Origin of the sequence: Paenibacillus taihuensis (assembly GCF_003386535.1) — a bacterium.
GTDB classification, from domain to species: domain Bacteria; phylum Bacillota; class Bacilli; order Paenibacillales; family Paenibacillaceae; genus Paenibacillus_Z; species Paenibacillus_Z taihuensis.
This window is the reverse complement of record NZ_QTTN01000022.1, coordinates 1-26,655: the sequence shown is the minus strand read 5'-3', so window position 1 is coordinate 26,655 and position 26,655 is coordinate 1. Positions and strand designations below refer to the sequence as shown.

At 52.9% G+C, this 26,655-nt stretch carries 23 protein-coding genes; 2 read left to right on the top strand and 21 right to left on the bottom strand.

Annotation, left to right across the window (positions count from 1 at the left end; translation table 11 throughout):
- Positions 1-85 precede the first annotated feature (85 nt).
- Positions 86-571, bottom strand: coding sequence for a low molecular weight protein-tyrosine-phosphatase (locus A8990_RS18030; protein WP_116190435.1), 486 nt, complete (start codon positions 569-571; stop codon positions 86-88).
- Positions 564-1,265: a trimeric intracellular cation channel family protein gene (locus A8990_RS18025; RefSeq protein ID WP_181909656.1), complete on the bottom strand. Its 702-nt coding sequence runs from the start codon at positions 1,263-1,265 to the stop codon at positions 564-566. Before A8990_RS18025 ends, A8990_RS18030 begins: the two co-directional genes overlap by 8 nt.
- A gap of 214 nt (positions 1,266-1,479) precedes the next feature.
- Here A8990_RS18025 and A8990_RS18020 point away from each other — a divergent pair, with 214 nt between their 5' ends.
- Entirely contained in the window at positions 1,480-2,124 is a 645-nt protein-coding gene (locus A8990_RS18020) for a thiamine diphosphokinase (RefSeq protein WP_116190433.1), read from the top strand.
- A 134-nt stretch (positions 2,125-2,258) separates the two neighbouring features.
- Here the strand turns inward: A8990_RS18020 and A8990_RS18015 are convergent, their stop codons facing one another.
- From A8990_RS18015 to metH, 19 genes are all read right to left on the bottom strand, one after another.
- The gene (locus A8990_RS18015) at positions 2,259-4,277 is read right to left on the bottom strand and encodes an endonuclease MutS2 (RefSeq protein WP_116190432.1); all 2,019 of its coding nucleotides are present in this window, start codon (positions 4,275-4,277) and stop codon (positions 2,259-2,261) included.
- Positions 4,278-4,756: 479 nt separating this feature from the next.
- Entirely contained in the window at positions 4,757-5,536 is a 780-nt protein-coding gene (locus A8990_RS18010) for an MBL fold metallo-hydrolase (RefSeq protein ID WP_116190431.1), read from the bottom strand.
- 32 nt (positions 5,537-5,568) lie between these two features.
- The gene (locus A8990_RS18005) at positions 5,569-6,237 is read right to left on the bottom strand and encodes a GNAT family N-acetyltransferase (protein ID WP_116190430.1); all 669 of its coding nucleotides are present in this window, start codon (positions 6,235-6,237) and stop codon (positions 5,569-5,571) included.
- Positions 6,238-6,268: 31 nt separating this feature from the next.
- Complete coding sequence (locus tag A8990_RS18000) at positions 6,269-6,931, bottom strand: GNAT family N-acetyltransferase (RefSeq protein WP_116190429.1); 663 nt, start codon at positions 6,929-6,931, stop codon at positions 6,269-6,271.
- Between the two features lie 45 nt (positions 6,932-6,976).
- Positions 6,977-7,840, bottom strand: coding sequence for a carbon-nitrogen hydrolase family protein (locus A8990_RS17995; protein ID WP_116190428.1), 864 nt, complete (start codon positions 7,838-7,840; stop codon positions 6,977-6,979).
- 18 nt (positions 7,841-7,858) lie between these two features.
- Positions 7,859-9,214 carry a HAMP domain-containing sensor histidine kinase gene (locus A8990_RS17990; protein ID WP_116190427.1) on the bottom strand — a complete coding sequence of 452 codons (1,356 nt, stop codon included), beginning with the start codon at positions 9,212-9,214 and terminating at the stop codon, positions 7,859-7,861.
- The gene (locus A8990_RS17985) at positions 9,211-9,909 is read right to left on the bottom strand and encodes a response regulator transcription factor (protein ID WP_116190426.1); all 699 of its coding nucleotides are present in this window, start codon (positions 9,907-9,909) and stop codon (positions 9,211-9,213) included. The genes A8990_RS17990 and A8990_RS17985 overlap by 4 nt, the downstream gene beginning before the upstream one ends.
- A gap of 70 nt (positions 9,910-9,979) precedes the next feature.
- Complete coding sequence (locus tag A8990_RS17980; RefSeq protein ID WP_116190425.1) at positions 9,980-11,587, bottom strand: serine/threonine-protein kinase; 1,608 nt, start codon at positions 11,585-11,587, stop codon at positions 9,980-9,982.
- Positions 11,588-11,695: 108 nt separating this feature from the next.
- Positions 11,696-12,712 (bottom strand): SAM-dependent methyltransferase, encoded by a 1,017-nt coding sequence (locus A8990_RS17975; RefSeq protein WP_181909647.1) that lies wholly within the window; start codon positions 12,710-12,712, stop codon positions 11,696-11,698.
- A complete protein-coding gene (locus tag A8990_RS17970) occupies positions 12,709-13,491 on the bottom strand; it encodes an ABC transporter ATP-binding protein (protein ID WP_181909655.1) in 783 nt (260 codons plus the stop codon). The genes A8990_RS17975 and A8990_RS17970 overlap by 4 nt, the downstream gene beginning before the upstream one ends.
- Positions 13,492-13,530: 39 nt before the next feature.
- Positions 13,531-13,827 (bottom strand): cyclic-phosphate processing receiver domain-containing protein, encoded by a 297-nt coding sequence (locus A8990_RS17965; RefSeq protein ID WP_425463918.1) that lies wholly within the window; start codon positions 13,825-13,827, stop codon positions 13,531-13,533.
- Between the two features lie 15 nt (positions 13,828-13,842).
- Positions 13,843-14,673, bottom strand: a complete 831-nt coding sequence (locus A8990_RS17960) for a deoxyribonuclease IV (protein WP_116190422.1) — start codon at positions 14,671-14,673, stop codon at positions 13,843-13,845.
- Between the two features lie 5 nt (positions 14,674-14,678).
- Positions 14,679-15,518, bottom strand: coding sequence for an Fpg/Nei family DNA glycosylase (locus A8990_RS17955; RefSeq protein ID WP_116190421.1), 840 nt, complete (start codon positions 15,516-15,518; stop codon positions 14,679-14,681).
- Between the two features lie 15 nt (positions 15,519-15,533).
- Positions 15,534-16,367 (bottom strand): TIGR01457 family HAD-type hydrolase, encoded by an 834-nt coding sequence (locus A8990_RS17950; protein ID WP_116190420.1) that lies wholly within the window; start codon positions 16,365-16,367, stop codon positions 15,534-15,536.
- Positions 16,368-16,379: 12 nt separating this feature from the next.
- Positions 16,380-17,822: a ribonuclease H-like domain-containing protein gene (locus tag A8990_RS17945; protein ID WP_116190419.1), complete on the bottom strand. Its 1,443-nt coding sequence runs from the start codon at positions 17,820-17,822 to the stop codon at positions 16,380-16,382.
- Positions 17,823-20,078 carry a DEAD/DEAH box helicase gene (locus A8990_RS17940; RefSeq protein WP_116190508.1) on the bottom strand — a complete coding sequence of 752 codons (2,256 nt, stop codon included), beginning with the start codon at positions 20,076-20,078 and terminating at the stop codon, positions 17,823-17,825.
- 209 nt (positions 20,079-20,287) lie between these two features.
- A complete protein-coding gene (locus A8990_RS17935) occupies positions 20,288-21,265 on the bottom strand; it encodes a metal-dependent hydrolase (RefSeq protein ID WP_116190418.1) in 978 nt (325 codons plus the stop codon).
- A gap of 131 nt (positions 21,266-21,396) precedes the next feature.
- Positions 21,397-22,317 (bottom strand): ribonuclease Z, encoded by a 921-nt coding sequence (gene rnz, locus A8990_RS17930; RefSeq protein WP_116190417.1) that lies wholly within the window; start codon positions 22,315-22,317, stop codon positions 21,397-21,399.
- Positions 22,318-22,407: 90 nt separating this feature from the next.
- Positions 22,408-25,845, bottom strand: coding sequence for a methionine synthase (gene metH / locus A8990_RS17925; protein ID WP_116190416.1), 3,438 nt, complete (start codon positions 25,843-25,845; stop codon positions 22,408-22,410).
- Between the two features lie 170 nt (positions 25,846-26,015).
- Here metH and A8990_RS17920 point away from each other — a divergent pair, with 170 nt between their 5' ends.
- A complete protein-coding gene (locus A8990_RS17920; RefSeq protein WP_116190415.1) occupies positions 26,016-26,555 on the top strand; it encodes a cupin domain-containing protein in 540 nt (179 codons plus the stop codon).
- Positions 26,556-26,655 lie beyond the last annotated feature (100 nt).

The window sequence follows — 26,655 nt, the reverse complement described above, 5'->3', positions numbered from 1 at the left end:
TAAGTTGCTTTGAATAGAATTGCGTGGAAAAGAAGTAAGACCGTACTCCCCTCATCCGGGAATACGGTCTTTTTGCTTCTCGAAATTACTTGGATAGCTCGCTATATTCAGCGCCGATTCGAGCAATCAGTCGCTTACATCCTTCGGACACCAGCTCATACACTTCGTCGAAGTTGCCTGTATAGTACGGGTCCGGCACATCGTTACTCGCCTGTTCCGGCAGCAAATCCATGAACTTGAACACCTGAGCATGACTGTCTGACATCGTTCCGAACAGCTGCTTTACATCACGCTCATTGTTGCTGTCCATACAGATGATATAGTCATACGATTGATAATCTTGCATCAGCACCTGTCTTGCACGCATGCCGTCATACGAGATGCCATATTCGTCAAGCAGCTTCCTTGTGCCTTCATGCGGCGGCTTGCCGAGGTGCCAATCGCCCGTTCCGGCCGAATCGACCGCAATGCGATCCTCCAGATGCTGTTCCTTCAATTGATGCCGGAATACGGCTTCCGCCATCGGCGAGCGGCAAATGTTGCCGAGACATACAAACAATACGTTAATCATTTTGCTTCCTTTCGACTTCTTCTTGTTCTTGAATTGCAGATGCTGCAGCAGCCCGTTTCTCCTCATCGGCATGGAAAATCGATTGAGCCAGCGCGTATTTCAATGATCGGCGAGGCAATCGCCAGCTATAGTGAACAGACAGCATTCGGAAAATAATAACGATGACGAACAAGATCAGCAGCTGCGCCGGTGTGTGGAACCAGCCCAAGCTGATGACGGCGCCTGCCGCCAATGCCCATACAGCATAGATTTCGTCCCGGAGCACAAGCGGCTTCCGTCCTGCCAGCACGTCTCGTATCATACCGCCGCCGATACCAGTCAGCATCGCTGCCACCATTACTGCGCTGAGCGGATACTTACCTGCTGCGTACAGTGCCCCTTGGATGGCAAAGGCCGAAAGCCCGATCGCATCGAAGAACGCTTCACTCTTCTTCCACGTCTTCAGCCATTTGACCGGGAGGATGAATGCAATCGTCATAGCGATGACCGCTGTCTTCAGCAGCATTCCCTGCGTCCAGATCGTCGGAATCGGCACGCCGATGAGGAGGTTACGAATTACGCCTCCGCCAAAAGCAGTCACGAGCCCGAGCACGTAAACGCCCAAAATATCATACTCTTCTTCCATCGCAACGATGGCGCCGCTCACTGCGAACGCGATCGTACCGATGATGCTGAATACCGTAAAGATATCCATGTCCATTTGAATATTCATTTCATGATGCCCCCGCGTATCTCCCCGAATCATAATCCTTACTCATTTTAGCCGCGGTCTTCATATTCTTCAAGCATTACCTTCTTTCATTATGACCGAATCTCGGCTAGTCAACGCAGGGCAAACCGAAGTATACTGTCTTAAGCAAAAGCAATGCAACGTGACGTATGATTCAGAAAGGCTGGCAGATGGGGTTATGGAACATAAACGTATCGTTATTTTTACCGGTGGCCGTTTGGGCAAATGGGCGCTGGAGCTGATTGAAGACGGTGATCTATTGATTGGTGCAGACGCCGGAGCGCTGTTCCTGACGGAGAACGGTTATAAGCCGCATATTTCGCTTGGGGATTTTGACTCGGTGACGTCTGAGCAGCTTGCATTCATCCGTGAGATGAGCGACGAAACGCTCGATTTCGATCCGATTGATAAAGACTATACCGATACGGAGCTGGCATGGCGCCTCGCACTGTCGCGGAACCCGGAGCGGATCGTGATGTTAGGTGCGCTCGGGACGCGCTTCGATCATTCGCTGGCGAATGTCCATTTGCTTCGGATGGCATTGCAGCAAGGAGTCTCGGCCTCCATAGTGGACGAGCATAATTGTATACAGCTTGCTTCAGAGGGGGGAGTTAACCTCATTAACAAAGGATTCACCTACATCTCGCTGCTCCCGTTAACAGAGCGTGTGACAGGCATTACACTGACAGGTTTCCAGTACCCGCTGCACGAGGCAACGCTTGAGATTGGACAGTCGCTTGGAATTAGCAACAAGCTTCTTGGGGATCAAGGTCAGATTCAAGTGCGAGACGGATTGCTGTTGGTCATTGAGAGTCGAGATTAGCATCAGGTTCGGGTTCAGGAAAAGGATTAACATCAAGTACGAGTTCGAGAAAAGAGGACAGCCAGCTCTATTCAGCAATGTTGCTGAGTGGCTGGCTGTTTCTGTATTTTGCGCTGCGGCAGGTTAGTAGCGAGTTATGCCTTGGATTCGTCCGGAGGCGTGACGATTGTAAGTCCCGGCACGTATTTGCGTTCCATCTGATGGCGCGTCTTGCGATTCTCCTTCGATTCGAACACGATATCCATGTCGTAATCAATGCCCTGCGGGTACAGCTGCTTGCTCGGAATGTAGAGCGACAGCCGTTTGCGGTTGAATGTCATCTTCGTCTTCTGTACTTGAACGACGACGTCGCCGCGCTCATTCGCAGGTTGATATACAATTCCGGTCCGCTTCAACGGATAGATCCAGACACAGTCTCCTACTTCAAAAGGCTTTTTCGAAGCAGGTGAGCCATCCTGTAATTCCTCGTTGGTCGGCTCGTTCGCTGACTCCGTTGCTCGTTTCACTTTCTTCGCTCGTTCCGGCTTAGGTTTCCACGTTTCTACTATAGCGTCGGCTTCCGCTTCCATTGCGAGCTCAGCTTCCGCATTGTTGTTAACGGCTGCTGCGTTGCCAGCGGCTGATCGCACCGCCGCCTTCAACCGCTGTTCTGCGCGCTGAACAACCTTCTCCGGCAAGCCGAATCGCCTCGCAATCGCGAACGCGTAGCTGTCTCCCGCTTCTCCGACCTCGAGTTGATAGAGCGGCTTCAACGTCTCCGAGTCGAACGCCATTCTTGCGTTCGTACAGCCTTTCGTCCGAGCAGCGAAACGTTTGATCTCGTTAAAATGCGTCGTCGCCGCAACGAGCGAGCCCCGCTGGAGCAGCTCTTCCAGTACGGCAATGGCGAGTGCGATGCCTTCGCCGGGGTCCGTACCAGCCGCGAGCTCATCGAGCAGAATGAGCGATCTCGCATTCGCGCTGCCGAGCATCTCGCTGAGACAGTCCATATGCGCCGAGAAGGTGCTGAGCGACTGCTCGATGCTCTGCCCGTCGCCCACATCGGCGAGAATCGTTTGGAACAGCCCTATCTCTGTGCCTGGCTGTGCCGGAATTAACAGCCCCGCTTGCGTCATGAGCGCGAACAGCCCGATCGTCTTGAGCGCAACTGTCTTGCCGCCGGTGTTCGGCCCCGTAATGATGAGCTGGCGCCAGTCTCCGCCTATCTCAATCGTGAGCGGCACCGCTTTCTCGCCAAGCAGCGGATGGCGAGCTCCAACAAGACGCACATAAGGCTGATCTACAATCGCTGCAGCGATTCCGTTATAGGTGCGACCGAGCTTCCCTCTCGCAAAAATAAAATCGAACGAAGCCATCGCTTCAACGTTCCATTTCAGCTTGTCGCCTTGTTCCTCTGCTTGATCAGACAGCTGCGACAGGATCGCCGTCCGCTCCCGCTCCTCCTCCGACTTCCACATCTGCCATTCCGCTTGCAGATCCGCCACATCTACTGGCTCTACGAACAGCGTCTGTCCGCTCGCCGATTCATCCCACACCGTGCCCGGCACCTGTCTGCGTAGCTCCCGCTTCACGGGAAGAACGAAATGGCCGTTCCGTTTGCTGACGAGCGGATCTTGCAGCGCAGACTTGTATTTGCCGAGCAGCTGGTTCAGCTTGCGCTCGATCCGATCCTCAGCGGCGGCGAGATGTCTGCGAATATCGCCAAGCTCCGGCGATGCTTGATCGGTCAGCACGCCGTGGCGGATACAACGGTCCAGCTCCTCCAGCAGAGCCGGACAATCATGCATCGAATCGGCATAGCTGCTGATCGTTGGAGCGGTCATCTCCTTGCTGGCCATGTACCGCTTCATCTGCGAGACCGATGTGAGCCACACAGCGAGATTGCCAAGCTCTTGCTCGGTGTAGATTTTGCCTTTGCCGAGCAGAGCCATGAAGCTCTCCATCCCTTCCATCGCGGAGATCGGCACGCTTGCTCCGGTCGCGAGCAAACGTACAGCTTCAGCCGTCTCCGTCAGCCACGCTCGCACTTGACCCGCTTGCGAGCTTGGTTGATGCTTCTCCGCGAGCACTTTCCCTGGGCCAGAAACGGTGTAAGAAAGCAGCAGCGTTTTGATTTTATCGAATTCTAATTTGGACATTGTACGGTTATTCATTGTTCTTGATCCATCCTTCGTCGTTTAATAAGTGAACATAAAAAAACAGGAACAGAAAGCGCATCACGCTTCCCATTCCTGTTTCGATCGAGACGGTACCAGCTCATTGTCGCAGACCTCTCCGCAGCATAAAGCAGCTGCAAATGCAGAGAAGTCCGTACAATGAAAAAAAGCGTGCTCCAAGAGCACGCTAATTTACCGTCCAGCAGGCGGAAATTGTCATGTTCTTAACTCATTGGCCGGCATAAGGCGAACGATTCCGCAAAGAAATAAACCTGCAGGAAAGCTGCAAATTTACAACAAAACACGAAAATCAATTTCGGCAATACGCCACTTGAAGCACTTCAGGCTCCAAGTCTTATCCAATTTAGAAGTTAAGAACCATAACCGACATCAAAATTTCCCCTTGCATCTTAAATTTATATTCACTATAGCTTTCCAGCCATCCAAAGTCAAGGGTACAGTTGCCTATAGCGAAACTATACCTCGACAATCATCGCTGTTCTCGCAAAATCAACAGCGTCCGGCAGCGCATAATCATGTGCGAGATCAATGTCATGCGACAAATGCGTCAGCAGCGTTCTGCCTGGCTTCATCTGCTCGATGAGCTCAAGCGCTTCGGTCACATCGTACACGGAACGCGACTCGAATGGAAACGGCTCCTTGTAGAAGTTCGTCCCGAGAACAAGGAGATCAAGCCCCTCTAGAGGTACAAGCTCCTCGCCTCTAAGCGCAATCGAATCCGAACAATACGCGAATGCGCGTCCGGTAGCCGGATGGTCGAACCGGAACGCGTACGCATGACCGTTCTTGCCATGATTGACGCGCCAAGTGATCACTTCCCAACCGCCAAACCGCAGCAGACCATCTATCGGATGAAAATGAATCTGATTCGTCAGCCACGGAAATTGGCGCTTGATCGCTTGAATCACATCAGGCATCGCATAAGCCTGCCCTTTGCGTCCAAGCCAGCGATTCATATCCGCCCACTCCGGCAGACCGGCGATATGGTCGAAATGCGCATGCGTGATGAGAATCGTATCGATCACGCGAAGCGAGGCAGCTTCCATCTGCCTGCGCCATTCTGGACCGCAGTCGATGAGCATCGTGCCGAACTCCTCGTCGGCCAAATGAACAAGCGAGCGGAAGCGGCGATTGAGCCCGCTCCCCCTCGCTTCCTCACAAACAGCGCACGAGCAATAAACACGCGGAACCCCCATAGAATCACCTGTTCCCCAGAAGGTGATTGATAGGGTCATGATGATCACTCCCCTAGAATAATCTGTTCCGACTAAAGCGGAAGCAGCGTAATCGTTGTTTTCGATTTCAATTGCTCCACCATCGCATACCATTCATCCGGTTTGATCGGCAGTGCAGAATAGTATCCGGTTAGAAAATCGATCACGAGCGATGCCGGAAGCTCCGTTCTGCTCTCATCCTGAGGCAGGAAGCAAAGATCCAAGCCGCCGACCGCTGCGCCATCCTCTTCCCAAGATGGATGCACATACGGGAAATCCAGCCGCATATAGCCGATATGCGACAAGACTTCGCGGCGGACGAAAGGGCTCATCGGATAGATGCCGCCGAAGTCCGATTGCGCGAGCGCCGGGTTGTAAATCTCTGCAAACATGCCGAGCGACTCCGTCTCGCTCGCTGCCGCCAAGCGCGCAAGATCGGCGCTTCTGCTCTTCATCAGGAAGCGTCCAATACCGAGACCTGGACGACCGATGATGGTGAAGTCCGTCATCGCGACGCGCAGCTTCGGATAATAGCGGTATTCCGTCGTGCCGACAACTTCACCTTCGTGAACTGCGACATATACATGGATGCTGTCATCTTGAAGCGGACCTTCCCATTTCTCATAGGCGTACACTTCTTCAGGCGGAAACACCGTTTCCAGCAGCTTGTGCATTTTGGCAAACAACGGATCTTGAATGGATGTAATACGGATATAGTCCATGTTGTCTAATACGTCCTCTCGTTATGTAGAATTAAGCTAGAAAAGGATTGCGCCATTCCATCAATGCAGCATAGCCTCGAGACTCTTCATCTTCCAAATAATGCTCCATCGTGCCAACCGGCATCCGGCCGCATCGGAGCAAGAAAGAGATAACCGGGTCATTGAAGCTCCCCTCTATAACCCCTTGCAAATACTGCTCTGCAGACACTTCTTCCTTCACTTTATGATAGCCAGGCATGCGGCCGCCGCCCAGCAACCGACCCAGCCCCAAGTGTACGACGACGTCGTACATCGAGAGCATGAGCCATTTGCCGATACCGGCTTTACGCAGCTCCGGAACTACGCACAGATCGACCACATACAACGTAGTGCCATGTGGATCGTGATTTGAGATGTAGCCGCTGCTGGTGATCGATTCCCAGTTGTGATTGCCCTCCAACTGCTCTTCGCTTACTCGGAGCGCAGTCATCGAACCGATGAGCTTTCCATCCATCTCGGCGCAGAGCGCACCTTCCGGAAATCGCGTTATATGCTGCATGAGCTGCTCCTCGTTCCACCACAAGTCAGATGGGAAAGGCGGCGGGAAGCTAACCCGCTGAATCTCGATCATGCCAGCGATGTCTTCGGCTGTGTAGTTCCGAATAACGATCTCAATCGGCTTCCCGTTCAAATAAACGATCAACGATTTGCGCATCAGAAGAAGCCTCCTCCATGTCCCTTGCCATTGGCGTTGGCGAACCTACTTCCAGTCGCCATACAGATCTACCCGGCGGTCGCGCCAAGTCGTAACAGAGCCTGCAGCACGGACGTCATGAAGCAGTTGGACGTTAAGGTCAGCGACTACGAGCATATCGTCATTGATAATCCCTTCCGTCATGATTCCAGCTGGCGGGAAAGGAATATCATTCGGCGAGATCACTGCGGCCTGACCGAAGTTCGCACGCATGAAATCAACTTTGCGCAGAGCGCCGACTGTTCCTGTTGTCACGATGTACACTTGATTCTCAACCGCTCTAGCATGGCAGCAGTAGCGAACACGGTAAAACCCATGGCGATCATCCGTACACGATGGGCAGAAAATAATGTCCGCCCCCTTGGCTCTCGCCATACGAACGATCTCTGGGAACTCGATATCATAACAAGTCAGCATCGCAATGGTGCCGAACTCCGTATCGAATACTTGTAGTCCATCGCCAGGCTGCATGTTCCACTCATCGCGCTCAGTTGGCGTCATATGCAGCTTCGCTTGGCGCTCGACGCGGCCGTCCGGATAGAACAGATGCGCGGCATTGTTCAGCTTGCCGCCGCCAACGTCAATAACATGCGTACCGCCGATGATGTGCATGCCGTATTCAGCAGCGAGCGACTTAAAGAGCTCGATATAGCGGCCAGTAAAGTCAGGCAGCCGCTCGATCGTAAGCGGGCGACCCTCTTCATCTCCAATAGACAGAAGCTGAGTCGTGAAAAACTCCGGAAACAAAACAAACTGAACGCCATACTCGGAGGCGTTTCTCACATAGTGTGTGGATTGCGCGGCAAAATCCTCGAAGCTTGCGATATCCGCGAGCTTATATTGCACGGCACATACTCGTAAACTGCTCATCTTGCATCCCCATTTCGTTTATTTCTTTTGCGGCAGCGCAACCGATATCGTCGTCCCCTGATCAGGTTTGCTGAATACGTCGATCTTGCCCTCATGCATATCGACGATCCGTTTGGCAATCGATAAGCCGAGGCCTGCTCCCCCGGTGGCCCGGCTTCTTGCACCGTCGACGCGGTAAAACCGCTCGAACAGATTCGGCATCTCATCCTCAGGTATGCCGATCCCTTTGTCTGAGACGGACATCCTAACGACGCCTTTGTTCAGCGATATCGTAATATCGATCGCATCTTTGCTGTATTTAATGGCATTATCGAGCAAGATAACAAGCAGCTGACGGATCTTATCCTTGTCCCCGCTCAGCCGGACATCCTGCTTGCCTGTATGTACGCGGATCATGCGCTGGAACGTAATATGCAGCATGTCGGCCGTCTCATCCACGAGCTGAACAATATTGAAGCTCTCGATGTTCAGCCAATCTTCCTGCTCCGCTTGCGCCAGCTGCAGCATGGATTTGGTCAAATTCTGCAGTCGCTGCGCTTCCTTGCTGATCGCTTCAATCGCCTCATCGCGGATATTCGCGTCGTCGCGCCCCCACCGTTTCAGCATGCCGGCATAGCTGCTAATAACCGTAAGCGGTGTCTTCAGCTCATGCGACGCATCGGCAACGAACTGTTTCTGCCGCTCGAACTGCCGATCAAGTCGGTTGATCATCTGATTGAACGCACGCGCCAGCTGCAGCAGCTCCGCGGACTGATCACGTTGAGCCAGCTCGATCTGCCGCAGCTTCCCGCTTCTGTCGATCTCCCTCATCGTCTGAACCATATGCTGAATCGGAGAAGTAAGCCTTGAGGTGAACCAATATGTACCGAAGATGGCGAATAGAATAGCACCGATACTCGTAATCGTCAGCGCGATAACAAGCACTTGCAAATAGCTGTCCAGCAGCTGCAGCTTGCGATAAATCTCCAGCGTGCCGATCACTTCGTTATTCTTGTAGAGCGGCACCTTCATATAGAGCACTCTGCGCCCTTCAATGAAGAACATACCCGTATCATGCTTGTTCGTAAACACAGGCTTTAGCGCCAGCAGCTCCGGGTCGGACCCTTGTGAATTGACGATCTTGCCGCTGCTGTTCACAATGCGCATGAGCTCATCGACGTTATAATAATCCCGCAGCAAATCCGCGTTCGCGAGCTGCGAAGGTTCGCTTATTCGCCTATCCTCGAGCAGAATATTCACTTTATTCGTAAGCAGCTGATCTTCGCTTCGTATCGTGATTTTTATCACAAATAAGTAGACGAAAATGTTGAACAAGATCAAGATGAAGATCAGCCAAAAGATGGTAAAGAACGTAAACCTTCTTCGCAGCGTCATGCATCCGGCTCCTTCAGCATGTAGCCGACACCGCGCACGGTATGAATGAGCTTATGCCGATAGCCTTTATCAATCTTTTGCCGCAAATATCGGATGTACACGTCAACAAGATTCGTCTCGCCAATGAAATCATAGCCCCACACTTCAGATAAAATATCTTCCCGCGACTTCTCCTCGTTCCTGTGCTCCGCCAAATAAACAAGCAGCTCAAACTCACGAGGCGTAAGCTCGATCAGCACGTCCTTGCGATACACTTTGCGCGTGCGCAGCTCGATCGACAGATCGGCTACTTTGAGGATGTCTGGACTCTCTGCTTCCTTCGGCTGTGCTTGGAAAATCCGCAGCAGGTTACGGACGCGAGCGAGCAGCTCCTCCATCGCAAATGGTTTCGTAATATAGTCGTTAGCGCCATGCTCGAAGCCGCTTACTTTATCCGGAATCGTATCACGGGCGGTTAGCAAAATAATCGGAATCGGGTTGCCTGACTGACGAATTCTGCGCAGCACTTCAATGCCGTTCAGCTCAGGCAGCATCACATCAAGCAGCAGCAAATTCCATTCGCCATTCGTCGCTTGCTCGAGACCGCTTCTGCCGTCGGCAGCACGTCCGACCACATAGCCTTCATGCTCAAGCTCTAGTTGGAGGACACGTGCAATGCCGTCCTCATCTTCGATGACTAGAATGCGTTCGTTCATTCTGGATTCGCACCCACTTCTTAGTAGACTTCTTCACTATCATAAAGAAGCAGGTCAGCCAATGCAAGCATTAGCAACCCTTGTCGATCCGTGCAAGCAGCGGGCGAAAAGCACGCTCCAGCTGAGGCAGCCAGCTCCTGTTCGCCGTCGCCCATGCCCCCGACCATTGCTGCTGCATCCATTCTTCAGCCGGAAGGAGCGGAATTTCGCAGAGCGGCTTCTTCGGGATGGCGCTGATCCATTCCCTGTGGTAACGGAACTGCATCGCTTTGTTCGCGATCCAGTGCGTCTCTTTGCCTGCTTGATCACGCTCGTAGATGATCCGCTCAGCTGCTTTCATGCGTTGAATCGACCATTTCGATACCGTTGGATCGACGACGAACAGGAGCATGTCGCAGTTGATCAGCGATAATTCCAGATCAGGAGGAGATGAGCTTTGCGCAGCCCACTTACTGGAGACATCGGTAAGCTGAATCGGCGCCTGAATGGATGTACAGAGCAGCTTGTACTGCATAGCCCAATCGAGATTCTGCTGTATTTTGAAGGAAGGATCAAGCAAATACCATTGAACGTGCTGTGAGCCGGGTGAGCTGAAACTGCGGTACATCGGCACTGTGAGCGCGGCGGTCTGCTGTTTGGCAGTCTGCGGTAATAACGCATGCCATTCCGGCTCTAACTCCGGGTGCTCGATCGCTGCAGATGAAGCCTGTTTCGACGACTGCAGCAAATAAGCAAGCGTCAACGTGACGAAAGTCGCTCCTGCCCCTGGAGATAGCGATGCGACGATAATGCTCTGCTTTCGGGCCGGCTTTGAATCGAGTCGGATTTCGCCCATAGCTGGCTGCGCCTTGATGCTCTGCGCAAGCGCGTTTCGCGCCTCAATAATCGTGCTGTACCTCGAGCTTGGGTAGGCCTCGATCATCCTGCTGATCACTGCTGCTAGTTCTTTCGGTACATGCGAGAGCTGCATTTTTCCTGGAACCGTCGATGAGCCCGCATGACTCACCACTTTCCTTCCACCGCTCATCAAGTAGTAGAGCAGCGCCCCTAAACCGAACACATCGGTTCGGACGTCACTCTGCTGGTCCCCCTCCTGCTCCGGCGCGGAGAAACCCGGCGTCCCAAGCTGCACTGTATCCTGCTCCTGCCCAGGCTTGTATTCCCGAGCGATGCCGAAATCAATGAGGCGTACGAACCCATCTCGGTCAATCATTACGTTCGTAGGCTTCAAGTCACGATGGATAATGACCGGATTCCTCGTATGCAAGTAATGAAGCGCATCTGCTAACTGCATCCCGATATCCACCGCACGAGCCGGCGGAATGACGCCATCATTCTCCCTCAAATAAGACTGCAGCGTCATGCCTTCAATATAATCCATGACCAGCAGCTCATAGCCCTGCTGATCCGGCGGGAAATAATCGATAATGAGCGGCAAATGCGGATGGTTCAGACGCATGAGCAGTCCTGCTTCCTCGTCACTTCGAGATGTGTAACGGGCATCTATACGGATCCGTTTCACTGCTCGAAGCTTCCCCTGCAGCCGAATATCCTCAGCCGCATACACTTCCCCCATCCCTCCACGCCCGATGCGTCCTATGACACGATACCTCCCGCCAACAATGACGCCAGGCTCGATACTTTGTCCCATCTGCTCACTCAGTTTGTCACGATCCACGTAATCAGCCTCCTATGGCAAAATAAAAAGCACCCCGAAAGAACGTCTGCCATACAGACCGTTCAGTCGGGATGCTTTCCCAATTTTGTATTCAGTTGAAACGCGAGCTTACTTCTTCACCAAGTATAACGTAATTTCGTCGCGATTGTGGAACAATTGCTTCGCTCGCTTCAGCTCGAAGCTGCTTCCAAGTCGCTCAACGACGTCGCGGATCGTTTGCAGCGGCTTCTTATGCATCAGCTTCAGCGTGATGATCGCCGTTGCGCCTTCGGTCAGCGCGTCCGTCTTCTCCAGCACGAGCTTCGCCATCTGCATCGGGCTCCAGCTCATGTCGCAGACGAGCAGATCGAATGTCCCCGGGGCAAATTTCACATCCGACGCGTTCTTCTTCATCGCGGTCAGACGAGGATAAGCCGACAGCGACGGATGCAGCTCAGCCGGATCGATGGACGTCACGCGCAGTCCGCGCTCGAGCAGCAGCTGTGTCCAGCCGCCAGGCGCTGCGCCGATATCGATCGCTTCGCGGAAGGTCTCGAAGTACAGCTTGAAGGCGCGCTCCGCTTCGAGCAGCTTGAATTTCGCGCGGGAAATTTGTCCCTCTTCGCGCTGGAAGCGAACAGCGCCTCCCGGCCAGTCGGACAGCTGCTCAGCTGGTGTACCCCAGCCTACGTACAGCTCCTCTGATCCCGCGAAGATCGAGAGAATCAGGTCCGGCGACTGCATAACCGTCTCTGCGCCGAGCTCCATCAGCACGGCATCCAACACCGACTTCGTATCGGCAGCGGAATACATGAACGGCGATTTCTCCACGCGGCGGAGATGAACCGCGACCGTGTGGTCCTCCACTCGCGAACGCGCATTGCGAACAAGCTCAGAGAGAGCCTGCAAATCATCCGCGCTGCTCGTAATCGGCAAAGCGCGTTCGATGTGCTGAATATGACGCAAGAAGATCGGCTCATTCTTCTGAATAAGGTCGAGCAGCTCTTCGCGACTTAGCGGTACTTCCATTTTGAATACTTCACCAGCGATCAGCTGGGTAAATTTAATGCCGTTAACGAACCTCCGCAGCTCTTCCATCGCGAGCGATGCAAAGCCGTGATTCGCCGTACCTATCCAATGACTCACTTCACAATGCCTCCTGGTAATGCCCGAATCCACGGGCGGTCATCGGCCCATTCCACTTCAACCGGCCAATCGTAGGCGCGGCTGAGCCACTCTGGGCTGAGCACTTCCTTCTTCGGTCCCGCGGATAGAATCTGTCCATCCTGCACGAGTGCAACATGCGAGAACAGCGGGATGATTTCTTCCATATGATGCGTCACATAGATGACGGTAATATTTCGTTTGCTTAAGCGGCCGAGATCGATCAGCAGCTTCTCGCGTTCATACAGGTCAAGCCCTGCACAAGGCTCGTCCATGATTAGAATCTTCGGGTTCGACATGAGCGCACGCGCGAGCAGCACTTTTTTGCGTTCACCTTGGGATAGTGTTGCTAAAGTCTGCTCTGCCGTATGCAGCAGCCCAACTTCATCAAGCAGACGAAGCGCCTTCTGACGGACTTCTTCGTCGATCGTTTGGTAGAAACGCAGGAATGCGTATTCACCTGTTGCGACGACTTCCCAGACCGGGTCGCGCATCGTCAGCTTCTCAATAACCGATTGGCTGATGTAGCCGACTTCCTTGCGCACTTCACGCACATCGACTTCGCCGAAGCGGTTGCCGAGTACATCGACCGTACCCGAGGTTGGGAACTGATAACCTGTCATCATTTCAAGCAGCGTCGTCTTCCCGCAGCCGTTGCGGCCAAGGATAACCCAATGCTCGCCTTTATTCACCTGAAGATTAACGCCGCTAAGTATTTGCCGTTCCCCACGGCGGAACGTAATATCTCTCAATGCGATTATACTACTCACAGTATACCCTCCCCATATGTACGAAGCCATTCAGCCCGGCATCGGGCCGTGATGAATATTGATATGTATAGGCGCATGCTGCGTCAGCAAATGAATCATCTGCATACGCCCAGCAGGACTAGATGTATGAAAATAACAAGAACGCGGATACCGGCCGCAGTCGACGATATACTGTACGACGGCAAGACCGGTCGGCTGTCCCCAGCCTAAATCGAAATCAAGCGAAAGTATATCTACATCTTCATGCTCCAGCAGCAGCTTGCACTCCTCCGCCGTCTTGGCAAGAACGAACCCTTTCGGGCATGGCCGGAAATCATCCAAATACACGTTAATCAACCCGCATTACTCCCCCATAATCCGAGTACGTTCAAGCTGCTGACGATGCGTACCATCCGCGTCTGACGGCGTTTCAAGCACGAACGGCACGTCCGCCATAAGCGGATGCTTCAGCAGCCAGCTCAAGCCCGCTTCACCAATGTAACCCTCGCCGATTCGAGCATGACGATCCCGCTTCTCTCCGCTTGGATAAACGGAATCATTCAGATGCACGGCTACGAGATGCTCGAGCACGCCTAGCTCCTTCGCTTTGTGAAACCATGCCGCATCCGGACTGCCATCCCACACGCCGCTCGCAAACAGATGGCATGTATCGAGGCAAAAGCCGATTTTGTGCGGATCGACACATAAGCTGCGGACTTGTGCCAGCTCCTCCATCGTCGTCCCCATGAACGTCGAATCGCCGGCCTGGTTCTCTATGAGCAGCTTCGCTTTGCCATGCCACTGCGTAGTTATCGCGCTCAGTGTCAGCACGGCATTGCGGTAGCCCTCCAGCGGGTCCGGCCCTTTGTAGACGCCGAAATGAACGACGACGCCGAGCGAGCCGCACGACTCCGCAATCTCGAGATCATTCAGCAGCGACAGCACCGTATTCGCCCGATGGTCCGCATCCTCTGCGGCAACATTCGTCGGATATGGAGAATGTGCGATCGACACAATCCCAAGCTCCCGGCAAAATGCTGCACAGCGCGCCCCATCCTTCACGTCAACGGATTTGTGAGCCAGGCTGCGCGGATTTTTCGGAAAATATTGATAAGCGTTCGCGCCAAGCTGATGCACTTTGCGAGCCGCTTGCGCGAAGCCGCCCCGTGTAGATACATGAAAGCCGTATCGCATCGATGTTACCTGTCCTTCTGACAATTGCTGCAGTAGAACACTTTGCGCGAGTTTAATTCCTCTTGCGTAATCGGCGTTCCGCAATTGACACATGGCTCGCCTCCGCGGTCATAGACAAGACAATGCTCATTGTAGCCGCCCGTTACCGTGTCATTGTTGGTCAGAGGCAGCTCCATATAGCCGCCATAGCCTACTGCCCGCTCGAGCGTGCTGTGCATCGCATTGTAGATCCGCTCCCACGTTTCGGAATCGATATCCGAAATTCGCGCAGCCGGCTTCACGCCAGCTACGAAAGCAATCTCGTCAGCATAGCAGTTGCCGATGCCTGCAATGACGCGCTGCTCCACGAACGCCGTCTTGAGCGATCCGCGCTTGCCTTTGAACCGCTCAATGAACTTCGGCAATGTCAGCCACTTATCAAAGGGTTCAGGTCCGAGGTCAGCCAGCCTTGCATTCGCTTCCTTCACGGATAGCAGATGCAAGTAGCCTAATCGCAGCCCGATGAAGCAAAGATCGCCAAGCGGGAAGCCGATCGTCACTTGCACAGAGCGATCTGCACGCTCCGGCATCGTTCCGTCATCCTGCGGAATATTCGATTCATAGCGGATAGTGCCGCCAAGCATGAGATGCAGCAGCAGCCGTTTCCCGTTATCGAGGTGGAAGAGAAGCATTTTGCCGCGGCGCTCGACGAACCAGACCGTACGGCCGATCAGCTCCTGTTCGAATGTCTCCACGGGTACGTTGATCGATTTCTCCCTGGTGACGGCGACCTTCACAATCGGCTGACCCGATATGCGCTCCGCCAGCATTTTGCGGTAATGTTCCATTTCCGGGTATTCCGGCATCGTACAACTTCCTTCCTATTGGCGCTCGCTCGCTATGTGTTTCGCAGCCAGCTGATCACGAATGTACTGCTTTAATTGGCATAAGTCATCGATAATGACGTCTGCTTCGCAGCCAGCGGATGCCAGCAGCTCTTTATAATTGTCGCCCGTTGCGAGCCCGGTTAAAACAAGGATCGATCGGCAGCCTGCGGCATGCCCTGCAGCGATATCCGTAGCCGGGTTATCTCCGATGACCCAAGCCTCGCCTGCGTCCAGCCCCATCCGCTCCAGCGCAAAATCCATCAATATCTTCGATGGCTTACCGATGACCGTCGGTGTAATACCTGTCGCCGCCCGCAGCAATGCTGAGATTGAGCCCGCTCCAGGAATAAGACCATGCTCAGAAGGAAGCAGCAGGTCCGGGTTCGTAAGGATATACTGCGCGCCGCCTCGAATGAACTGCACCGCTTTGGCGAGCTTCTCATACGTGATTTGACGGTCGATACCTTGCACGACGATGTCTGGCTCTTCCTCGACCAGCTGTAGTCCCGCAGCTTCCAGCGCTGCGCGCAAGCCTGTTTCACCGATCACATGCACGCGAGCACTCGGCTGCAGCCCCGCGATGTAAGCGGCTGCTCCTTGCGCGGAAGTACACACATCCTCTGCGCTTGCAGGGATACCCATCACTTGAAGCCGCTCCGCCACTACCTCAGGCGTTGCGGTTGAATTATTCGTTACAAATAAATAGCTCAATTCCTGCTCACGGAGCATCCCAATCAGCTCATCCGCGCCAGGAATCATTATGCCGCCATGGTACAGCGTTCCGTCCAAATCAATGAGCAGACCGCGAAGCGCTTGCTTAACGCTCATATTCGTCCACTCCTACTCTACGTGTTCAAGTCGATTCCACTTCTGCAGCTTGCTATTCAATCGGTCGATCCGTTTCCGAATGAGCTCAAGCTCCGTTCTGCGCTTATTCTGAGCACTGCGCAGCACAGTGTGACGCCGCAGAGCGATCGAATGCGCTTCCTCCGCTAGCGTGAGCGCCATATGAAGCGCCTTCGTCCGATGCTCGTAATACATCGCGAGCTCGATATGCGCTTCGTAATCCGGCCAATTGGCAGCTTCTGCATCTTGCACAGCCTTCTGCCACAATAACACAGCACGCTCCCAATTTCCACATTTCTTGTCCCGCTCCGCGAGCATGCACAAGCATTTCGGCGATATTCGAGGATGATCTTCAAGCAGCGTATATAGCGGCTCTGCCAACTCCGTCTTCCCCATTCGCTCCAGCCATAGACCAGTGCGCAGCAGCTCTTCTGCTTCGATTGGAATGGCGACCTGCTCGCCAAGTCCGCCTCCTAGCAGATGACCGAACCGGATAGCGAGTGCAGCAAGCGAAAGCATATCGATTTCGTTGTGCTGGAATACGCCGAGCAATGGCTTCGGGTTGCTATCTGCGAGAAATTGAAAATAAATCGCCGGCGCTAGCGATCCCGGCACATCATCCTCGCGCGTAATACCCAGACGCTCTTCCTCGACGTGGCTGAGCTTGCAGGAAACAAGCGTGTTGCGCCAAATCGAGCGTGATGGATGAAGTAAATCTACATGAATCGGTTCCCACTTGAAATTGCGAAAGCCGTTTAATATAAATCGATTATGAAGAACAGGCCAGTCAAAAGTGCGGCCGTTATACGTAACAAGATGCGTGAAGCTAGGGAGCAAATTGCACAAATAGCCGATCATCGCCCGCTCTTCAGCCGGATGGCGAATCAGCATCTGTTCAACGACGAAGACGTCATCCTGCAGATAGGCAAGCCCTACCATGAAAGGCACGTTCCCCGTTCCCACGCCGAGCCCCGTCGTCTCGAGATCGAGGAAGAGCAGGTTCGAGTAGTCCATCTGTGACTGCTCCGGTTTACGAAACACGTCCAGATGCTGCTGGACATCTGCCAGTTCCCCCAGCTGATGAATCCCATGCCGATGCATGACCGGATAACGGCTCTCGCGAACGAGGAAGCTGCCTTCGGTCGACTCGACGAGGCGAACGTTCAGCTCCTCCCATTCGGACGAGAGTCCATTAGCAGACTCGACGGACCCAGAATCTGAGGAAGCAGCCTGATCCAGTCCATCAAAAGTATTAGCATTAGCATTAGCATTAGCAGCATTAGCAGCATTAGCAGCAGCAGCATCTGCAACGTCAGCCGATTCACCCTGCGCCGCAGTTTCACCATTCTCTTCCGCAGTAACCATGCCTGCAAGCCGCTCGGCTTGTGCGGCCGCACTGCTGCGCATGCGAAGCAGCTTATCGCGAAGTCCGCTCACTTATAACGCCTCCATTAACTGAATGGATTGTTTCTTCGCGCCAATCCCTTCTATCTCGGTTCCGATACATGAAGGGCAGCCATCTTCGCACGGGCAGCGGCGAACTAAGTTGATTGCTGCTGATTTAATTTCATCGAACCGCTTAAAGACATCTTCTGCTAACCCGATACCGCCTGGGTAATGATCGTATATGAAGATCGTCGGCAGCTGCGAATGCTCTGCCCGGATCTGGGAAACGACGTGAATGTCGTTACGATCGCACATGACATGAATGGGTACGATATGTCTGATTACATTGGATATCCCCATAAGGAGCTGTTCAAGCGTTTTGGTTTGTATGGTTGGGTCCACTTCCTTCACCTCGATCCAAGTCGCACTCGTATGCAGCTCTTCTTCCGGAAGCTTAATGGGCCCATACCCAATGTTCTCGAAGCTCGACAAACGGATTTTTTTGAACATCGTTGCCATTACATTCACAGCCGCGTCGCCTTGATTGATGGACGTCGTTCCTCTGGCCACGGTACGGTCGATTGATAACACTTTCAGCTTCACGGCTAAGTTCGCGTCAGTGTAGTACTCTACATCGACCTCTCTTACGTAAGCCTTCTTGTGTTCCCAGTCCAGCTTCTCTACTTGGAACTGTACGCCTTCATGCAAATAGATAGCTTCATCATGCAACAGGGTCATCGCGCTGAATCGGTCCATTTCGCCGATAATCTTCACGTTCGCAACGTCCGACTGGTCGATAATAACTACGTTTTCTTGCGCTGCAGATCGAAGGCTGACATCGTTAGCCGGGAAGGATTGATTCGCCCAGTAGAACGTATCTCCAGCTTGAGTAAGCACCCGCTCTTCGACGAGGTACTCCAAGATATCCAAGATATCCACGATCTCCATCGGTCCGAATTCCTCCCCTTTCTTAAAGGGAAGCTCGTACGCTGCGCATCGCATATGGTCGACCAGGATTAACAAATTCTCCGGGTTAATACGCGCTGATTCCGGTGACCGTTCGAAGAAGTACTCGGGATTCTGGACGACGTACTGGTCAATCGGCGTATTGCTCGCGACCATAACGACAAGCGCTTCGCCGTGACGCCGCCCGGCGCGGCCTGCTTGCTGCCACGTACTCGCAACGCTGCCCGGATATCCTGACATAATGCAAACCTGAAGCTGCCCGATATCTACGCCTAATTCGAGCGCGTTCGTACTTACGACGCCTAATATATCCCCGTTCCGCAGGCCCCGCTCAATCTCTCGGCGCTGGTTTGGCAAGTAGCCACCTCGATAACCGCGGATGGATTTCGTTCCTAGTTCATTTTTCACGAGTTCCTGCAAATGACTTAAAATAAGTTCAACTCTCACCCTGCTGCGGGCAAAAACAATCGTCTGTACCTTATTGGCTAGAAACTCTCTTGCTAGCTGATTGACTTCAACCGTCGCGCTTTTCCGAAGGTTCAATGGCTTATTGACGATCGGCGGGTTGTAGAATACGAAGTGCTTTCTCCCCCTTGGCGCGCCGTTGTCATCGATAAGACGCATTGGCTTCCCTGTAAGCTGCTCTGCTAGCTCTCTTGGGTTCGCGATCGTCGCTGAAGTGCAGATAAACAGCGGATTGCTGCCGTAAAACTTGCAGATTCGTTGTAATCTGCGGATGACGTTAGCGACATGGCTGCCGAATACTCCTCTGTACGTATGCAGTTCATCTATGACGATATATTTAAGATTGCTAAAAAGGCTAACCCATTTCGTATGATGCGGCAAAATAGCGGAATGCAGCATGTCCGGGTTCGTGATTACGATATGTCCAACGTTCTTGACGATCTGCCGAATGGCTGGGGAAGTATCGCCGTCGTATGTAAAGCTCTTGATATCGATTCCCATTTCCTCGATAATTTCGTTTAAATCGCTTTTCTGATCCTGTGCGAGCGCCTTCGTAGGAAATAGATATAGAGCTCGGCTGGCATCATCCTCAGCTATTGTCTGCAGCACAGGCAGGTTATAACATAGTGTTTTCCCCGATGCTGTAGGTGTTACGGCTACGACATTTTCGCCCTTGCGGATCGTTTCGAAGGCGGTATGCTGGTGGCTGTATAACTGTAGGATCCCTCTCTTGGCCAGGGCTGCTTTGATCCTAGCATCTACACTTTCGGGTATCGGATTTGTTTTGGCTTCTATAGGTTCAACTTCGTGCCAGTTGATGACATTTTCGTTGGATCTTAATTGTTGTACGAGCTCGGAAAGATTCTTCTTTCGCAGCATATGAAATGGTCACTCCCTATCAGAACGAATCCGCTCTATGATTGCTATTCTTCCATTGTACAGAATGCATGTTCGGTCTGCAATTAGGAAACCTTTGCCACGGAGCAATTCATTCGACTATATAACGGCTTTCTATCGGCATATAACGGAAAAAACCGTCTTCGTCTGCCCAACCGGACAAACAAAGACGGCTTTACGGTTAACTTTTAAACGAACGGCGGCTCCCACATTTTTTTGTTCCACCCAACCCGTTCATTAATGACGTTAAGATTCCGATCCAGCCTAACTGCAGCCGTAAACGGAAAATGCTTCTTGTGCCAGAACCGGACATCGCTCCAAGTAACGAGGTAGCCTTCCGGATCCTCCTCAACATTCACGTGGATACAAGCTGCAAGATTGTGAAATGCCTGCACGCCGTCTACTTCAATCGTCGCTTCCGCTGCAGCCGCAAGACGTTCCGGATTTCTCTTGTACAGCCGCTCCTCTTCATGGATGACGGTGCGGTTCATATTGCCTTTTATAAAAGAATCGCCATTATCGATGACGAACTGCCACGTCGTACCGAACAAGGATGGCGTTAACGTAATTTGTTCCTGCTCCGCGCCGTATGTGGTGCACAAGCTTCGGATGACCGAGCGGGAGATGAGAAGCCGCCATTGCATGTAGATCAGCGTCAGAGCGTAGATGACGAGGAACATTCTTGCTGGGTCAGGCACAGCCCCCGTAATCCAGAGCAGAACGGCTGCCGAATGGGCCCCGAACATATACGGATCGAACAAGGGCAGCACATCGAGATGGAGCCAGCGCTTAGTGAACGGCCGCATGCATTGCACCCCGTAGGCATTGAACAGATCGAGCGTAATATGGAAGCAGACCGCGATGAAAGCCCAGAGCATTACGATCCAGCTCCACTCCATCACCCCAAACAACCAAGCAATCGGCAAACCGATAACCGGCGCCCAAACCAGTGGTGCAGGCAGTGTGTGCGTCAATCCGCGATGGTTGCGAATGTACGCTGACCCGCCCTTCAGTCGCATAACCGCATCAAAATCTGGAGCGTGGCTGCCAAGCAGCGTCGCGGCCAATACCGCATAAAGCAGATCAGGATGTGCGCTAACCGTCGGATCCAGTAAAGAGAGTCCAGCTAACGTGGTGCCAAACAGCAGATGACTTCCAGTATCCATTCACCATCATCCCTTCGCAAGTCTGCGCTATAGTGCTTTCCGCAATTAGCGTAACAGCGGACTGTAAAGAGATGATTTGGGAATCATGATGATTTTGTAAGCAAAATGGTTTTGAGCATCTGCTGCGTGCATTACCGTTTCACGACAAACTCTGCAAAATCCAACGCCGGCTCAATGTTCGGGAACAGCTGCTTCGCATCTTCAATCATATCCGCGACGGCTTCGTCGTCGTAGCGCGAGCTGAAATGGGTTACGATAAGCCGCTTCGCGCCAGCTTTGCGCGCCATCTCTGCCGCTTGGGTCATCGTCGAGTGACCGTATGCCTCCGCTTTCTCCTCCATGCCGCCGGCGAATGTCGCCTCATGAACGACCAGATCCGCATCGCGTGCCAGTACAACGGCATTCTCGCATGGCTTCGTATCGCCGAGAATGGTGATCACCCGACCAGCAATCGGAGGTCCTACTACTTCAGCAGAGCAAATGTGCGTTCCATCCTCGAGCATAATGTCTTCTCCACGCTTCAATTTGCCGTACTGTGGCCCCGGCTTGACTCCAAGCTCAGCAAGCCGCGTAAGGTTAAGCTGTCCTTGCTGCGACTTCTCTGTAATTCGATAACCGAAGCAAGGCATGCGATGCTCCAGCGGAGCAGCTTCTATCGTGAATCGGCTGTCCTCAACCACGACGCCTTCTTGAATTTCAATAACTTCAAGCTCATAACCCAAATGCACACCGCTAGTGTGGAAAATAACATCAAGATAGGCTTTCAGCCCTACTGGCCCATATATCTGCAGCGGTCCCGCTCCTTCGAAGTAAGAACGGCTGCTGAGCAGTCCCGGCAAGCCGTACAAGTGATCGCCGTGCATATGCGTGATGAATATTCGCTCCAGCTTGTTCAGCTTCAGCCCGCTTGCGAGCAGGCGATGCTGTGTCCCTTCCCCTGTATCAAACAGCCAGAAGCCGCAAAACGGCTCAGGCAGTGACAATGCCAGCGACGTCACATTACGCGTCTTCGTTGGACGGCCTGCGCTCGTTCCAAGAAACGTAAGCTTCACTTCTTGTTCCCTCCAATCATCACCTATAACAATACCCTCCGGAAACTCGGTTTAAACCGTTGTTTTCGGAGGGTATGGAAGTCTATTTAGCTATGCTTTATCAACGTTGAAATACTGCGCTTGCGGGTGCGCGAACACCATCGCCGATACCGAAGCTTCAGGCTCCATCATGAATCCTTCAGTCAGCTGTACGCCGATATCTTCCGGCTGCATAAGCTCGAACAGCGGCTGCTGATCTTCGAGATTCGGACAAGCCGGATAGCCGAAGGAAACGCGAATGCCTTGGTAACGCGCGCCGTGACGCTGCTTCATCGTCATTTCCGGCGAATCCGGGAAGCCCCACGTATCGCGCATCAGGTGGTGGACACGCTCTGCCATCGCTTCTGCTACTTCGAGCGCGACCGATTGCAGCGCATGTGAACGCAAGTAATCGCCGTTGTCTTTGAGCTCAGTCGCTTTCTCGCGTACGCCTGCACCAGCCGTAACGACAAGGAAGCCAACGTAATCCATAACGCCGCTCTCAACCGACTTCAAGTAATCCGCCAGACAGAGGTATGGTTCAACCTGCTGTCTCGGGAAGGAGAAGCGCTTGATCTCTACGCCTGGCTTCTTCGGATCATAGATAATGATATCATTTCCCGACGATTGCGCCGGGAAGAAGCGGTACATGCCGTGCGCTTGCAGCAATCCTCGCGCAGCATCCGCTAGCAGACCGTCAACCGTTTCCTTCAGGTTGACCGCTTTCTCATTGCCTTCCGCAAGCAGTTGATCGACATTGCCCTTCAAGCCAAGATGGTGGCCGAGCAGCATCTGCATGTTCACATATGGAACGATGTGCGGAATCGGCACGTTCCGAAGTACGTGACGGTCCGTATCCGGCGGTATATATACCGGCGCATCTTGGTTAATGGACGATTTCACCGCGCGAGTCAGCTCAGGCAGCGGCTTCTTCTCTTCCTCGTAGGCGCCTCCGGAAGCTTTGAACGCGGCCATCTCTTCCTCATAGTCGCGGCGAGAGTCTGGATTCATCAGCTTGTTCGCGATATCAAGACCGTCCATCGCATCCTTCGCATACAACACGAGGCCGTCATACTCAGGGCCGATCCGGTTCTTCGTGAATTTACGCGTTAGCGCCGCGCCGCCGACGAGAATCGGTGCACTGATGCCGGCATTACGCAAATCCTGTGCAGTCAGCACCATCTGTTGTGCAGATTTAACAAGGAGACCGGACAAGCCAATCGCATCAACAGGCTCTTTTCGATATGCTTCAATCAGCTGTTCAGGCGGTACTTTTATGCCGAGGTTAATGATCTTGTAGCCATTGTTGGAAAGGATGATCTCGACCAGGTTTTTGCCGATGTCATGCACGTCGCCCTTAACTGTCGCGAGCATGATTTTTCCTTTGACCGCGGACTCCGCTTTCTCCATGTGCGGCTCCAGATGCGTAACCGATGCCTTCATGACCTCGGCACTCTGGAGAACTTCCGCAACGATCAGCTCGTTGTTATTGAACAGGCGGCCGACCTCTTCCATTCCTTTCATCAGCGGTCCGTTAATAATATCGAGCGGCGCGTACTTGGTCAGCGCTTCGTCGAGATCGACGTACAGGCCTTCCTTCGTACCCTCTACGATATAAGAAGCAAGCCGCTCTTCAAGCGTCAGATTCGAGACTTTCTCTTTCTTCTCGACCTTCTTCTCGCGGAATGCCGCGACGAATGCCGCCAATGTCTCATCGTTCGTATTGTAGATGAGATCTTCCGCCAGCTTGCGCTCATCTTCTGGAATGGACGCGTAACGCTCCAGCTTCTCTGTATTTACGATCGCGTAATCAAGACCCGCTTTGGTCGTATGGTAGAGATACACCGAGTTCAGCACTTCACGGCCAGCATCCGGCAAGCCGAAGGAGATGTTACTGAGACCAAGAATCGTCTTCGCTCTCGGGTACTTCGCTTTGATCATCTTAATGCCTTCGATCGTCTCTACCGCAGAACCGATGTACTGCGGATCACCAGAGCCGACTGGGAACATGTTCGGGTCGAAAATAATATCTTCCGGGTTCATCCCATACTTCTCGGTGAGCAGCTCATACGAGCGAGTCGCCACTTCCATCTTCGCTTCACGCGACACGGCTTGTCCGCGCTCGTCGATGAGGATACAGACGACAGCCGCACCGTAACGATGAATAAGCGGCAAAATTTTCTCAAACTTCGTCTCGCCGTCTTCAAGGTTAATGGAGTTAATGATTGCTTTGCCTTGCGAATATTTGAGCCCCAACTCGATGATATGATCGTATGTCGAGTCGAGCATGAGCGGCACTTTGATCTTCTTTACGACTTCAGGCAGGAACTTGTGCACGGCATACGACTCGTCGATATCGGTATCCTGCAAGTTAATATCGATGACATGCGCGCCGCCCTTCACTTGCGCACGGGCGATCTCCGATGCTTCATCGAATTTCTCTTCTTTAATGAGACGCTTGAATTTCCGCGAACCGGAGATGTTCGTACGCTCGCCGATCATAATCGGACGGTTATCTTCTTCGATGTAAACCGTCTCGATACCGGAAACTGCCGGCGGATGATCGCCCATCTTCGTACGCGGCGCATAGTTTGCGAGTGTCTCAGCGAGCGCACGAATATGTGCAGGCGTCGTACCGCAGCAGCCGCCGGCAATGTTCAGCCAGCCTTGCTCGGCAAAATCAGCCACCTTCTTCGCCAGCGATTGCGGCGATTCATGGTAATTGCCGTTCTCGTCCGGCAAGCCTGCATTCGGGTAACAGCTGATCGCCGAGCGAGCAATTCCAGACAGCGTACGAATATGATCACGCATGAACTCCGGACCTGTCGCACAGTTAAGTCCAATGGAGATCGGATTCATATGCTCGAGTGAAATATAGAAGGACTCGATGTTCTGACCTGCAAGCGTCGTTCCCATCGGTTCGATCGTACCGGAGATCATCAACGGCAGCGTTACGCCGGTCGCTTCGTATGCTTTATGGATACCGATGGTACCTGCTTTTACGTTCAGCGTATCTTGTGAAGTTTCCAGAAGAAGCGCATCGACGCCGCCTTCGATCAAGGCAACAGTTTGCTCAAAATAGTCCTCTACGAGCTGATCGAACGTGACTCCGCCTGTTACGGACAACGTCTTTGTCGTTGGGCCAAGCGCGCCAGCGACATAACGGGGCTTGTCCGCCGTCGAGAATTTATCTGCAGCCGCGCGTGCCAGCTTCGCTGCCGCAAGGTTGATTTCCCGTGCTTTCTCCGGAATATCATATTCCGCCAGTACGACGGCCGTCGCGCCGAACGTGTTCGTCTCGAGGATATCTGCGCCGGCTTCCAAGTAAGCTTCATGAATGCCTTGAATGACATCAGGACGCGTCAGAACGAGCATTTCGTTACAGCCGTCGAGCTCCTCGCCGCCAAAATCTTCCGGCCCGAGGTCAGCCTGCTGAATCATCGTTCCCATTGCACCATCTAGTATAAGAATGCGTCTTTCGAGCATTTCTTTCATCGTCGGTTTCGTCATGGATGCCTTCCTTTCCGCGAAAAAAATCATTTCCCTATACTCTACCAGAATTCACCGCAAGTGCAAAGAACCTTTTGAAGGGACAAGGGAGTGCTGTCGACATGGCAACCAAATTGTTCTATAATTATTCCTATTGGTATTCATGATTTAGTGAAAAGAGGGATTGAACGATGGCTGAAATTCGTATTCGCAGCACGAACGAACGCATCTCCGGCGAAGAGAACGTTCGCGCGTTTCTAGACAATCAAGAAGTGCTTTATGAACATTGGGATGCAAGCAAGCTTCCTGCTGAACTGCATAACAAATTCGTTCTTTCCGACGAAGAGAAGCAAACTATCCTGTCGACGTTCGATAGTGAGATCCGTGATCTCGCAGCGCGCCGCGGCTATCAAATCTGGGACGTCATCTCTCTCTCGGATGCGACGCCTAACATTGAGGAGCTCTTGAAGAAGTTCGAGCAAATCCACACGCATACAGAAGATGAAATTCGCGGCATCGTATCTGGCCGTGGCATCTTCATTATCAAAGGCGATGAAGAAACAGGCTATTTCGACGTTGAACTCGAAGCTGGCGATGTTATCTCCGTTCCTGAGAACAGAGCGCACTTCTTCACATTGATGGATAACCGTGAGATTATCGCAGTTCGTCTCTTCATTGAGAAAGACGGCTGGATTGCAACGAATATCGAAGATCCAAGCTTCACTAAATAAGATTGAACAAATCGGGTAGGAGGCTACCCATTAGTTGAGTAGCCGACCTCCCACACCACCGTACGTACCGTTCGGTATACGGCGGTTCCTAAGTTTACGT